This window comes from Acidimicrobiales bacterium (assembly GCA_035630295.1).
Taxonomy (GTDB): domain Bacteria; phylum Actinomycetota; class Acidimicrobiia; order Acidimicrobiales; family Iamiaceae; genus Iamia.
Genome location: DASQKY010000017.1, coordinates 16152 through 28367 on the forward strand (window position 1 = coordinate 16152; position 12216 = coordinate 28367).

Genomic DNA, 12216 nt, shown 5'->3' on the forward strand with positions numbered 1-12216 from the left:
GCGCGGGATCGGGCGCGACACCATCCGGATCGACCTGCCGCCCTGCCTGCGGGCGTCGGCCTCGGTCCCGGCCGGCCCCACCACCACCCTGGCCGTGGGGGCTCCGCTCTCGGTCCAGCTCGGGGCGGCGGCGCCGGGGGTGCAGGTCTCGGGGTCCGGCCGCGCATCGACGTCGCCGCGCCCCGCTCCCCCCGCCACCACCTCGAGTGGAGGGTCGACCTGGACGTGGAGTGGCTGCTGCCGGGCCACGTCCCGGAGCGGATCGAGATCGGGTGGGAGGTGCGAGCGCCGACGAGGACCGTCACCGATCGCGGCCGGTGGGTCGGGTACCGGCCGGCCGGGGACGGCAAGGTCCTCATCGACTTCCTGGTGCACCCGGCGGGGGACGCCTTCCTCTTCACCCCCACCGGCTCCGTCCTGACCTTCCCCTACTCGGACCTGTCCCCGGTCGTCGGGCCCCTGCTCGGGTTCGGCAGCGGCAACGTCTGGGGCACCACCTGGCCCGACGAGGTGCCCTTCTGGCGGTCGCCCGAGGGGTCCCTGTTCCTGGCCATGCAGCTCGCCATCCAGGAGCTGCGGATGACCACCGAGATCCCCCGGCGCATCGCCGTGCTCCCCGACGGCCTGGCCCGTGAGGACCTCCTCGCCTTCGCCGTCGAGATGGAGGCCCAGGCCCTGCTGGGGATCGACATCCGCGTCTTCGAGTGGGACGACGCTCGGGCGCAGCTGGGCATGGTCGACGTGGACGCCGTGCTGCGCCTCGGGCAGCACCTCTCGGTCAGCTACCGGCTCGGGGCCGCGGGCACCGGATCCGAGCCCACCGCGTCGGTCGAGCTGGCGCCCGAACGGGTGGCCTCCATGGAGGAGCTCTACTGCGAGGTGCAACCCCGGGGGATCGGGTGGCCTGCCTTCCTCGACCAGATGGAGCCGGAGCGGACCCGACGGGTGAGGGCGGCGGCCAGGGACCGGGCCCGGGGTGTGCGGGCCGCCGCCGCCGGGCTGGTGCGGCACGGAGCCCCCGGGGCCGACCCCCTGCGGCTGGCAACGGCACGCGCTGACGGTACGCCGGCCTAGGCTAAGCCCGTGGGTGGTGCGAGGGGAGCAGGGACGCGGGTGGACCACCACCTCGGGCTGCCTCCGGGCGTCCACCTGGGGGACGTGCTGGAGGCCGGCACGTTCCTCCGCAACGAGGTGCAGCGGCACCTCTCCGAGGTCGACCCCGGGGGGCCGCGGTGACCGACACCGGGGGCCGACGCCTCTACGTCCACGAGGACGCCTTCAAGGCCCTCATCACCGACTGCCCCGACCAGAGGGAGGCGACGCTTCGCGCTCTCGGGCTGGCCCTGGCCAGCCGGGTGGCCGGGCACCACCTCATCGACGCCGGGGAGGCCGTCGGCCTCGTCCCCGATCGGGCCTTCTCGGCCGAGGTCGGAACGCTCGCCGCGGCGGCCACGGCCGCCCTCACGGAGCTGTTCCGGGGCGTGGCCCTGAGCCCGGTCGACCCGGCCCGGTACGGCTCGACCGTCCCCCTCCTGGCCCCGGAGGAGGCCGTGGTCGCGCACTGCTGGGAGAGCGGCTACTTCACCTTCGCCACCGGTGACGAGGCGGCCCGGGTGATGTTCGCCGAGGTCGGGAGCCTGCGACAGCTGCGACGGGCCCTCCGCCGCGACCCGGCCATCGCCGCCGACCTCGAGCTGGTCAGCGGCCAGCACTCGCTGTTCGCCCGCTCGGGGGCCATCGGGGTCGGCCCGGGGACGCGGGCCGCCTACCGGGAGCGGAGCCGGGCGGAGGGCACGGGACCGCCGTCGCCGGCCCAGGCCGGATCGGCCCTGGAGGGCATCTTCGGCACGGTGGACGAGACGCTGGGGACCGCCGGGTCGAGGGACGGCACCTCGGCCGCCCTCGCCGACGGGGCCGTCCAGGCCATCCGCACCGCGGTGACCGCCCTCGTCCACCGCCTGTGCGCCCTGCCCGACCCGCACGGAGCGCCCTAGGCGCCCTGACCGGCGGGCCGCGGGCTCACCCGCGCCCGAGGCTCCCGACCCCCCACCCCGCGGCGGCGGCCAGCAGGCCCAGGACGACCGACGCCGCCACGTACAGGGCGGCGACGCCGAGCCGGTCGTCGCGCCCGAGGTCCAGCCCCTCCCAGGCGAAGGTCGAGAACGTGGTGTAGGCGCCCAGGAACCCCACGGCGACCGGAGTGGTCAGGTTCGGCGACCACCCCCGGCCCTGGGCCACGGTGAGCACCAGGCCCAGGAGGAAGGAGCCGCTGACGTTGATGGCCAACGTCGCCCACGGGAAGCCGCGTGACCCCACGGCCGACGCGATGCCGTAGCGGACCAGTGCCCCCGCCGCCCCCGCCACCGCCACCAGCACCGCCCGCACGCCCTCAGCCCTCCGCACCGGTCGCGCCGGCGCTCCGCACCAGGACGGGGGCCGGGTTGGGAGCGTCACCGAGGCCGGGGCCCCGGCGCGGGAGGCGCGCCTGCACGGGCCCAAGCTAGGCAGGCCGGCCCCCCGACCAGGGCCATGGTGATCCATCGTCACGCGGCCGAGGGCTACCGTGCGAGGGCTGTCGGCGGGGCGCCCGTCGACGGGCGCTGGAGGACGTCGCCGTCCACCGGGCCGAGGCCGGTCAGCACCGACCGCCCCTCCACCGACGACACCGGAGAACCCCATGAGACGTCCTGGCCTCACGGCTGCCGCCGCCCTCTGCGCCCTGGCGCTCCTCACCGCCGGGTGCGGCGGGGACGACGACACGGCCACCACCAGCACCGCGTCCTCCACCACGGCGTCGACCGCATCGACCACCTCGACGGCGGCCGGGGAGGCGGCGGTCGACTGCGACGCCTACCTCACCGTGAACGGCCTCCTCGCCAGCGTCGAGGAGATCGCCACCGGCAGCAACGACGGCCAGGTCCAGGCGGACGAGGCCCTCGCCGGCGCCCTCGACGACCTGGCCCCGGCGGCCGAGGGAGACGCCGAGGTGACCGAGGCGCTCGACACCCTCGGGCAGGTCTCGTTCGTGGTGACCGAGACCGACGACGGCCCCGGCCAGGACGACCTCGACGCCGCCCTGGCCACGCTGGACGAGGCCTTCGGCGCCGACTGCGCCGCGGAGACCGCCGAGTGCCCGGCGCCCGAGGTCCTGGAGGCCGAAGGCCTGTCCTGTGACGAGGAGGGCAACCTGGTCCCGAGCGCCGACGGCTCCGACGGCGAAGGCGATCCGGACGGCGGGGCGGAGGAGCCCCCCGAGTGCCCGGCCCCCGAGACGCTCGAGGCCGAGGGCTACACGTGTGACTCCGAGGGCAACCTCACCCCCACCGGCGGCACGACGGAGTGCCCGGCCCCCGAGACGCTGGAGGCCAACGGCTACGGCTGCGACTCCGAGGGCAACCTCTACCCCCTCGACGAGGGCTCCGAGGCCGAGCCGCCCGGCGAGGAGCCGGCCGAGTGCCCGCCCCCGGAGACGCTGGAGGCCGAGGGCCTGGTCTGCGACTCGGAGGGCAACGTCACCCCCGCCCCCTAGGGCTCTGGCGCCGGGCGACCTCCCACGAGGAGGAGCTGACACGCCGACCGGGACGCACCGGTCCCGGCCGGCTGTCGGCCGCCCGTCCCCCCTACGGTGGGGGCATGGCGCCAGGACGACCTGCCTTCAAGATGGGACGGCTCGACCACGTGCACATCCGCGTGCCGGATCGGGCCGAGGCCGCCCGCTGGTACGCAGATCACCTCGGCTTCGAGCCGGTTGGTCCCTACGACTTCTGGGCGACGGGGTTCGAGGGCGGTCCGCTGCAGATCTCGGCGGACGGCGGTCGGACGATGCTGGCGCTGTTCGAGGCCAGCGAAGCTCACCCGATGGTCCCCCAGCAGACCGGTGTCGCCTTCAGCGTTGACGCCGAGAGCTTCATGGCCTTCGCCCGCTCGCTCCCTCGGGGGATCGACAACCCGCGCCGCGAGCGCCTCGTCATCACCGATCTCGTGGACTTCGACCTGTGTTGGGCCTTCGACCTCGTCGACCCGTGGGGGAACCAGTACGAGCTCAACTGCTACGAGTACGAGCGGGTCAAGGCCGAGCTGGTCGAGGCCGATGCGGTGGAGGTCGTCCGCTACTGGCCACGCGAGGTCTACGACGCCTACCTCGACGGCCAGTCCTCGTAGCCGAACGACCGAGCCTGGCGACGCCTGCGGCCGGCCGGCGTGGCCGGGCCCACTGCCGCCGCCCCGGCAATCGAGATCGCCGCGTCGATGGCGCGGACGACGTCGGGTGGTTCCACCATCGAATTCTGGCCTCGGGAGGGGCAGATTCGGCACATCGCAGTGCGCCCGCATCCGTCGTGCACACCTCCGCGCTGACGAGAATCGGTCTGTGCCTCCCGATGCTCACCGCATGGGCCCACCGGTCAGATCGAATGAGTCGAAGTCTGCGTTCCGTCGAAGCGGAGGTGGCTTCCTACAGAAGGCGGTAGCGGAGGTGCATGACGCCGTTGTTGAATCGGCGCTCGTCGAGGAGTGCGAGCTCGGCGCGCGTGTCGGTCGGCAGCGCCGGCTTGCCCCCACCGAGGACGACGGGCCAGATGAACAGGTGGCACTCGTCAACCAGCCCGGCCTTGAAAGCCTGTGCCGCCAGGTTCGGGCCTCCCACGATGAGATCGCTTCTGGCCGCGGCCTTCAAGTCGTGTACCGCGCCGGGGTCGAAGTGACGTTCGAGCCGGGTGTTGGCGGTTGACACCGCGGCCAGGGTCGAGGAGTAGACGACCTTGTCCGCCGCCTGCCAGACGTTCGCGAACTCGCTCATGAGGTCCGACTGCTCGGCCAGGGCGGCGTCGGTCTCCCACACGGCCATCGTGTCGTACATGCGCCGCCCGTAGAGGTAGGTGCCCGCCGACCGCATGAGGCCGGTGATGAACACGAACACGTCGTCGTCCGGCGCGGCCCAGTCGAAGGCGCCGTGCTCATCCTCGGTCCAGCCGTCGAGGGACACGTTCGACACGTAGATCAGCTTGGCCATCGCCGCTCCTGCATCGCCGCCGACACATCTCGGCGGCCTGTCGTGCGACAGTAGCGGCGGGAACCAGGATGGCGGTCCACGACGACGGTACGGAGCACATCGTCGCCGAGGCGCGGGACCTTGCCAGCTCCATCCACGCCAACATCCGGGTCGGCACCAGCAACACCCACGCCTCCGTCTTCGCCATCACGGGCGTGGCGAGTGGGATGTGGTGACCGTCAGGCCAACGTGGCGAACACCACAACGTTGTCCCGGTAGCTCCCTTCGTCGCGGTCGAACTCTCCGCCGCAGGTGATGAGCCGCAACGTGGGCCCGGGCGTGTCGGCGTAGACGGCCTCGGTGGGGAACGCGTCCTTCGGGTGCATCTCGATGCGCTCGACCCGGAAGTCGACTGACGTGCCGTCCTCGGCCTGCACCTCCACCTCTGCTCCGGGCTGCAGTTCGCGCAGCCGGTAGAACACGGCGGGACCATGCTGGGAATCGACGTGGCCGGCGATCACGCTCGGCCCCGGCTCCCCCGGCTCCGGCCCGGCGGCGTACCAGCCGGCGACGTCGAAGTCCTCGGGCGCCTCGAGGGAACCGTCCGGGAGCAGGCCCAGCTCGATCATCGACGTCTCCACGTCGATGCTCGGGATCCGCACCGTCGCCGGCCGAGCGACCGACGGGACGCTCGCATCGGGTGCTGCCGTGGCGGTGGTCGGGGCCGTCGAGGCGGCCGTCGTCGAGGGGGCGGTGGGTTGGGCGTGGGGCTCGGCGGTGGCGCAGCCGACCAGAAGCGCGGCGCAGGCCGCCACCCGAAGGTGACGGCCCGCCCGCGACGTCGGTCGGGTCATCGACTCCGCAAGCGGAGCGTCAGCCCACCAGCCATCAGCATGAGAGCGCCGAGGCCGGCGACAGCGATCCACGGCGTCTCGGAGTTGGGTGCGGTGCCGCCACCACCGGTCGCGACACCACCCGTCGGGGCGGGGCCGTCGTCCGCGTCACCCTCGACGTCGCCGTCGTCGGACGGCTCGGGGGTGCCATCACCACCGCCGTTGGAGGGGAGGTCTTGGCAGGCGACGCCGTCGTTGTCGCCGTCGAGGCCGTGGGGGTCGCTCGGGTCGGAGTCGAGCTCGGCCTGTGCTTCCTCCTGCGTGGCGAAGTCCTCGCAGTTGAGGTCGGTCTGCGCTCCGGCTGGCGAAGCCGAGAGCAGAGTGAAGGCGGCGAGCAGGGCCGCGAGGGCGAGTACGGATCGCTTCATGCTGGGCACATCTCCAGGGTTCGTGGCTGGGTGTACCGGAGGAGGGGTCGGCGGTGACACTACATGCCGGCACTGGCGGCGCCGGGGACCGGAGGATCTCCGATCATCGGTCGTGCCCGGCCCTGGTCAGGGCCTACTTGAGGGGCGCCTCCGGCAGGACTTGAACCTGCGACCTTCGGATTAGAAGTCCACTGCTCTATCCATCTGAGCTACGGAGGCCGGCGGGGCGATGGTACGACCTCGACGGAGCGGCGCGGCGGGGATCAGGTGCCGGCCTGGGCCGTGACCCGCCCGGCCGTCGCCGCCCGCCACAGCTCCCGCACCAGCAGGACGAGGAAGAACTGGGCCACGGCCAGGCCGGCGATGGTCGCTCCCCCGGCCGTGCCGTGGTGGTAGCTGACGACCAGTCCGGCCACCACGCTCACCGCGCCCAGGCCCACGGCCACCACCATCATCACCGGCACCCTCCGGACCAGCAGGCCGGCGGTGGCCGGCGGGCCGATGAGCAGGCCGAAGACCAGCAGGGTCCCGATGGCGTCGAACGAGGCCACGATGGCCACGGCCAGCAGGGCCAGGAGGGCGGCGTGGGCCAGGGCCGGTCGCATGCCCAGGGTGCGGGCCTTGTCCGGGTTGAAGGCCAGGGCCATGAACGGGCGGTGCAGCACCACCGACGCCACCACGACCACTGCGGCCCCCACGGCCTGGCCCCGCAGGTCGGCGGCCCGCACCCCCAGCACGTCGCCGAACAGGAGGGCGGTCACGTCGGTGGTGAACGACGAAGACCGGGAGATGATGACGATCCCCAGGGCCAGCATGCCGACGAACAGCAGGCCGATGCCCACGTCCTCCCGCACCTGGACCCGCCGGCCCACGAGGGTGACGGCGCCGCTCATCAACAGGGCGGCCACCAGCGCGCCCACCGTGGGGCTGAACCCCCACAGCACGGCCAGGGCCAGGCCGGGGATCACGCCATGAGCCAACGCGTCACCCAGGAAGGTGAGGCCCCGCACCACGATCCACGTGCCCACCACGGCGGTGGCGACCGAGGCGATGAGCCCGGCCAGGAGGGCCCGCTGCATGAACGCCGGCTCGAACGGGTCGGCCAGCCAGGCCGGGAGCACCGTGTCGGCCAGGCCGAGGAGCCACATGAGGTCGAGCCTCCTGCGAGGGCGGAGAGGGTGGGCGGAGCGGGTGGCCGGGGCCGGAGCGGTACGCTATCGGAGAATCGTTCTCATTCGCACGACAGCCCGGTCCGGTGGCCACGACCCCATGCCTCCCCCCCACGCCCTCACCGCCTCGTCCCTCACCCTGGCCCACGGCACCCGGCCGGCGCTGGAGGGGGCCACCTTCGCCATCCCCGCCGGCGCGCTGGTGGCCCTCATCGGGCCCAACGGCTCGGGCAAGTCGTCCCTGCTGCGGGCCGCCGCCGGCCTCCTGGCGCCCCGCGGCGGCTCCATCGAGGTCCCGGCGGCGCGGCGGCGCGGCGGCGTCAGCCTCGTGCTCCAGACCACCGACGTCGACGCCGCCCTGCCGCTGACGGTGGCCGAGGCGGTGGCCATGGCCCGCTACCCGCACCGGGGTGGGCTCCGGCGCTTCCGGGCCGACGACCGCCGGGCCGTGGCCGTGGCCATGGAGCGCATGGACGTGGCCGACCTGGCCCGGCGCCAGCTCCACCAGCTCTCCGGCGGGCAGCGCCAGCGGGTGCTGGTGGCCCAGGGCCTGGCCCAGGAGGCCGACCTGCTCCTCCTCGACGAACCGGTCACCGGCCTCGACGTGGTGTCCCGCGGCCGCATCGAGGGAGCCATGGCCGAGGAGGTGGCGGCCGGGCGGACGGTGCTGGTCTCGACCCACGACCTGGCCGATGCCCGCCGGGCCGACCTGGTGCTCCTGCTGGCCAACCGGGTGGTGGCCTTCGGCCCGCCCGACGAGGCCCTCACCGACGTGGCCCTCGCGGAGGCCTACGGTGGGCGCCTGGTCCGGCTCGGCGGTGACCTGGTCGTCCTGGACGACCCCCACCACCACGGCCGTGAGCCGTGCGCGGACCAGACCCACCGGCACGATCACCCCCACACCGCGCTCCACCCGTCCCCGTGACCCAGGAGGCTCGTTGGACACCCCCGATCCTCTCGAGAGCACCCGGGCGCTCTGGACGTCGGGGGACTACGCCACCGTCGGCGACCTGTTCGCGGCGGCCGGCGAGGGGCTGATCGCGCACCTCGACGTGGCCGGGTGTGACGTCCTGGACGTGGCCTGCGGCACGGGGAACACCACGCTGGCCGCGGCCCGGGCCGGGGCCACCCGCGTCGTCGGCGTGGACCTCACCCCCGCGCTGCTGGCCGAGGCCGCGGCCCGGGCGACGGCGGCCGGGCTGGCCGACCGGGTGGAGTGGCGGGAGGCCGACATGGCCCACCTCCCGGTGCCGGACGCCTCGTTCGACCGGGTGGTCTCCACCTTCGGGGCCATGTTCGCCAACGACCAGCAGCAGGTGGCAGGGGAGCTGCTGCGGGCCTGCCGCCCGGGCGGCGTGGTGGGGGTCACGGCCTGGGCGATCGACAGCCTGTTCGGCCAGATCACCGACGTCCTCCTGGCCGTCTTCCTCGAGCCCCCGGAGCCGGCGCCGGGCCCCCGGGACTGGGCCGACCCCATCTACCTGCCCGAGATCTTCGGCGTCCCCGAGGACGCCCTGCGCGGCGAGGAGCGGGCGGTGGAGTGGATCGTGCCCTCGGCCGAGGCCGCCGTCGACCTGCTGGCCCGCGCCGCCGGGCCGATCATCGCCGCCCGGGTCGCCCTGGGCGAGCGCTGGCCCGACGCCCGGGCCATGGTCGTGCACGTCGTGGAGCAGAGCGGGACCCCGACCGACGACGGCCGGCTGCGGCTGGAGCTCGGGTACCGGATGACGACCCTGGTCAAGGGCTGATCGGCTGCTGGCGCTCACATGGGCCCGGTCGGAGCCCGACGAGAAGAAGGAGCCTCGGCCGAGGGTGCGCGACCGGCGTGGCCTGCGGTGGGAGGCTGGTGCCATCCGCTCCGACGAAGTTTGTTACAGTCTCGTGACCCTTCCCGGTCGTCCCTCCTCGTCCCACCACCCCCGCCGGAGTCCGCGCATCGTGCGTCGCATCCCGCTCATCCTGATGATCCTGGCCGTCTTCGTGGCTGTGGCCGTGAGCCCCCACGGGGCCGGGGCCCAGACCGATGCCGAGCGGGAGCGCGACAGGGTCCGGACCGAGCGGGGCCGGGTGGCGGCCAACGTCGACGCCCTCACCGCCGACAAGACCGAGATCGACCGCGCCCTCCGCGACCTCGATGACCAGCTCCGGGCCGAGGAGGACGCCCTGGCCTCGGCCGAGCGCGAGGTGCAGGCGGCCGAGGAGGCCGAGCGCCGGGCCCAGGCCGGCATCGACGAGGCCGCCGGCGAGCTGGCCGACCTGGAGGAGCAACTCCGCCAGCAGATGATCGAGGCCTACACCGACCCCAACGGTCACTCCTTCGCCTCCGTGCTCGACGCCGACTCGGCCACCGACATCGTGAAGCGCCGGGCCATCCTCAACACCCAGAACGCCCACGACGAGGACCTGAGCGACGAGGTGAAGGCGGCCCGGACCGAGCTCCAGGCCCAGCGCCGGGCGGCCGCCGCGGCCCGGACCCGGGCCGAGGAGACCCGGGCCGAGGTCCAGGACCGCATCGACCGGGTCGAGACGGCCCGGCAGCAGCAGCAGACCTTCATCGAGTCCGTGCAGGAGCGCATCAACCGCGAGCTGGCCCGCTCCCTGGAGCTGGGCCGCCAGGACCGGGAGCTCTCCACCCGCATCGCCCAGGAGCAGGCCCGGCTCCAGGCCCAGCTGGCCTTCGTCCAGCACCAGCAACGGCAACAGCGCGAGCAGGCCGAGCAGCAGGCCAGGCCGGACCCGGGCCCGACCTACCAGGACGGGGGCCGGGAGACCGAGCCCGTCGCCAGCCCCGGGCCGGTCACCTCCTCGGGCAGCGGCACCGGTGGCATCGCCCTGTGCAACGCGGCCGGCATCACCGTGAACTGCTCGATCGCCGAGAACGTGCGGGGCCTGATCGCCGCCGCATCGGCCGCCGGCGTGACCCTGACCGGCTCCGGGTACCGCGACCCCGCCCGCCAGATCGCCCTCCGCCAGCAGCACTGCGGGTCCAGCTACTACGCCATCTACCAGATGCCGTCGTCGCAGTGCCGGCCCCCGACCGCCACCCCGGGCTCGTCGCAGCACGAGGTCGGCCTGGCCATCGACTTCTCGCAGTACAGCTTCGGCTGGCTCAAGGCCAACGCCGCCCGCTTCGGCTTCTACAACCTGCCGTCCGAGGCGTGGCACTGGAGCACGACGGGCACCTGACCCGCCCGCGGGCGGCTCCGCGCCGACCGGGTCGATCACGTGGCCCGCCGCCGGGCGGGCACGCTAGGGTCCCCACCTCCTGGTGGTCGTAGCTCAGCTGGTCAGAGCGCCGCGTTGTGGTCGCGGATGTCGGGGGTTCGAATCCCCTCGGCCACCCCATCCGATGGCCGGCCTCCCCACCGGGAGCCGGCCGTCGGCGCGCCAGCCGGCGGCTGGCCGCGGGCCGATCGGCTTGGGTCCCGATCGGGGTCGGCGCACTAGGATCGGCCCTCGTGCCCGGCTCCGCCAGGCGCTCGCGCCTCTAGCTCAACGGCAGAGCAACGGACTCTTAATCCGCAGGTTCCGGGTTCGAATCCCGGGGGGCGCACCCAGCAACGTCCCTGGTAGCAGGTGGTTTTCAGAGCCCTTGAGACGGGTCGTGAGACCGCCCGTGAGCGTCTCGTCACCCTTCGACGAGCGGAGAGGGCGTGCGAGGGATGCGTCGCACGCGGTTGAACACCGCCGGCGCTAGGACACGCCCCAACCCCGCATCAAGGGCGTGGCGGCGAGTTCCTCCCAAGTGGCCTCGTCGCTCGTCGTGGCAGCCGCCGCCACCCCGGCCGTCGTCGCCGTCAACTCGGGGCCGCACGGCTGGGGTCCCGGGTCCGGGGGCACCACGATCGTCGGCGGCTTCGCGCGGGGGTGGCGGAAGTCGAGTACGCCGGCGATGTTGTTCGAGGCGGCGTCCCTGGGCGTGAGGGGTGAGAGGCCGAAGCGCCACTCGACGAGCTTGGGAATGGCGCTGTGCTCGAACACCGTCCGGGTCAACCGCTTCCTACGGGTGAACGGTGACACCAGGAAGGTCGGGACCCGGAAGCCGGCCTGGCCGTGGTCGGGGTTCGTCACGTCACCGCCGGGGTTCGACACGAGGTCGGGGAAGCGAGGCGGAGCGACGGTGTCGAAGAACCCACCCCACTCGTCGTAGGTGATGATGAGCAGCGTCGACGACCACTGCGGGCTGCGCACGACGGCGTCGACGACCCGGCCGACGAAGTTCTGGCCCCGGCGGATGTCGGCGTGCGGGTGGTCGTCGTTCTGCGTGTCACCGAGGAAGCCCGGATCGACGTACGAGTACGACGGCAGCCGCCCTCCGGCGGCGTCGGCGAAGAACTCGTCGACCCGCTTCGACAGCCCCTGGTACTTCCCGCCGTAGAGGGCGAGGAACGGCAGGTCGCTGAAGTAGTAGGCGGACGGTATCCCTGCCTCGATCAAGCGGTCCCAGATCGTGGGCAGCGCGCAGACGTCGAAGGTGTTCCGGATGCGGTCCGTTGCGGCGGAGTGGGTGTAGAAGCGGTTCGGGTAGGTCGGGCCGAGGATGCTCGCGAACCAGTGGTCGCAAACCATGAACTCGTCCACCAGCTGCCGTGTCAGCGGGAGGTCGTCCCTCGTGTAGTACCCCAGGGCGTAGTCGTCGTTGCGCCCCCGCCGAAACCCATCGCACCGACCACCGTTCAGCTGCACCCGTCCACCGGTGTAGGAGTGGTCGGGGTCGTTGAAGCCGCAGCCCGTGTAGTCGGTCAGGTGGTGCGTTCGGTGCCGGCGGCCTTCGTCGTCCCGATAGGTCAGGTTGC

At 73.3% G+C, this 12216-nt stretch carries 15 protein-coding genes and 3 tRNA genes; 11 read left to right on the top strand and 7 right to left on the bottom strand.

Annotated features, from left to right (window positions below; all coding sequences use genetic code 11):
- Positions 1–225: 225 nt before the first annotated feature.
- From VEW93_04455 to VEW93_04465, 3 genes are read left to right on the top strand one after another with little or no spacing between them, the layout of a single operon-like run.
- Entirely contained in the window at positions 226–1074 is an 849-nt protein-coding gene (locus tag VEW93_04455; protein HYI61038.1) for a hypothetical protein, read from the top strand.
- A 39-nt stretch (positions 1075–1113) separates the two neighbouring features.
- Positions 1114–1236, top strand: coding sequence for a hypothetical protein (locus tag VEW93_04460; protein HYI61039.1), 123 nt, complete (start codon positions 1114–1116; stop codon positions 1234–1236).
- Positions 1233–1994, top strand: coding sequence for a hypothetical protein (locus tag VEW93_04465; protein HYI61040.1), 762 nt, complete (start codon positions 1233–1235; stop codon positions 1992–1994). Before VEW93_04460 ends, VEW93_04465 begins: the two co-directional genes overlap by 4 nt.
- A 25-nt stretch (positions 1995–2019) precedes the next feature.
- On the opposite strand, the gene VEW93_04470 is transcribed toward VEW93_04465, so the two are convergent.
- Positions 2020–2385, bottom strand: coding sequence for a CrcB family protein (locus VEW93_04470; protein HYI61041.1), 366 nt, complete (start codon positions 2383–2385; stop codon positions 2020–2022).
- Positions 2386–2677: 292 nt separating this feature from the next.
- On the opposite strand from VEW93_04470, the gene VEW93_04475 reads away from it, so the two are divergent.
- Positions 2678–3529 carry a hypothetical protein gene (locus tag VEW93_04475; GenBank protein ID HYI61042.1) on the top strand — a complete coding sequence of 284 codons (852 nt, stop codon included), beginning with the start codon at positions 2678–2680 and terminating at the stop codon, positions 3527–3529.
- A 104-nt stretch (positions 3530–3633) separates the two neighbouring features.
- Positions 3634–4161 carry a VOC family protein gene (locus VEW93_04480; GenBank protein HYI61043.1) on the top strand — a complete coding sequence of 176 codons (528 nt, stop codon included), beginning with the start codon at positions 3634–3636 and terminating at the stop codon, positions 4159–4161.
- A 292-nt stretch (positions 4162–4453) separates the two neighbouring features.
- Here the strand turns inward: VEW93_04480 and VEW93_04485 are convergent, their stop codons facing one another.
- Positions 4454–5011 carry a dihydrofolate reductase family protein gene (locus VEW93_04485; protein ID HYI61044.1) on the bottom strand — a complete coding sequence of 186 codons (558 nt, stop codon included), beginning with the start codon at positions 5009–5011 and terminating at the stop codon, positions 4454–4456.
- A 68-nt stretch (positions 5012–5079) separates the two neighbouring features.
- On the opposite strand from VEW93_04485, the gene VEW93_04490 reads away from it, so the two are divergent.
- Positions 5080–5226 (top strand): hypothetical protein, encoded by a 147-nt coding sequence (locus tag VEW93_04490; GenBank protein HYI61045.1) that lies wholly within the window; start codon positions 5080–5082, stop codon positions 5224–5226.
- A gap of 3 nt (positions 5227–5229) precedes the next feature.
- Here the strand turns inward: VEW93_04490 and VEW93_04495 are convergent, their stop codons facing one another.
- The 4 genes from VEW93_04495 to aztB all read right to left on the bottom strand — a co-directional run bounded on the left by VEW93_04495 (position 5230) and on the right by aztB (position 7399).
- Entirely contained in the window at positions 5230–5844 is a 615-nt protein-coding gene (locus VEW93_04495; protein ID HYI61046.1) for a class F sortase, read from the bottom strand.
- Complete coding sequence (locus VEW93_04500) at positions 5841–6251, bottom strand: excalibur calcium-binding domain-containing protein (protein ID HYI61047.1); 411 nt, start codon at positions 6249–6251, stop codon at positions 5841–5843. The genes VEW93_04495 and VEW93_04500 overlap by 4 nt, the downstream gene beginning before the upstream one ends.
- Positions 6252–6396: 145 nt before the next feature.
- Positions 6397–6470: transfer RNA gene (locus VEW93_04505), tRNA-Arg, on the bottom strand.
- A gap of 44 nt (positions 6471–6514) precedes the next feature.
- Positions 6515–7399, bottom strand: coding sequence for a zinc ABC transporter permease AztB (gene aztB / locus VEW93_04510; GenBank protein HYI61048.1), 885 nt, complete (start codon positions 7397–7399; stop codon positions 6515–6517).
- Between the two features lie 121 nt (positions 7400–7520).
- Here aztB and VEW93_04515 point away from each other — a divergent pair, with 121 nt between their 5' ends.
- The 5 genes from VEW93_04515 (at position 7521) to VEW93_04535 (ending at position 10973) form a co-directional block, all read left to right on the top strand.
- A complete protein-coding gene (locus VEW93_04515; GenBank protein HYI61049.1) occupies positions 7521–8345 on the top strand; it encodes a metal ABC transporter ATP-binding protein in 825 nt (274 codons plus the stop codon).
- A gap of 13 nt (positions 8346–8358) precedes the next feature.
- Positions 8359–9168 carry a class I SAM-dependent methyltransferase gene (locus tag VEW93_04520; protein ID HYI61050.1) on the top strand — a complete coding sequence of 270 codons (810 nt, stop codon included), beginning with the start codon at positions 8359–8361 and terminating at the stop codon, positions 9166–9168.
- 190 nt (positions 9169–9358) lie between these two features.
- On the top strand, positions 9359–10606 hold the full coding sequence (locus tag VEW93_04525) for a D-alanyl-D-alanine carboxypeptidase family protein (GenBank protein ID HYI61051.1): 1248 nt from the start codon (positions 9359–9361) through the stop codon (positions 10604–10606).
- An 82-nt stretch (positions 10607–10688) separates the two neighbouring features.
- Positions 10689–10765 (top strand) — tRNA-His (locus VEW93_04530).
- Positions 10766–10901: 136 nt separating this feature from the next.
- Positions 10902–10973 (top strand) — tRNA-Lys (locus VEW93_04535).
- A 140-nt stretch (positions 10974–11113) separates the two neighbouring features.
- Here the strand turns inward: VEW93_04535 and VEW93_04540 are convergent.
- Positions 11114–12216, bottom strand: a 1103-nt coding sequence (locus VEW93_04540; protein ID HYI61052.1) for an alkaline phosphatase family protein, incomplete at its 5' end; no start/stop codon positions are given.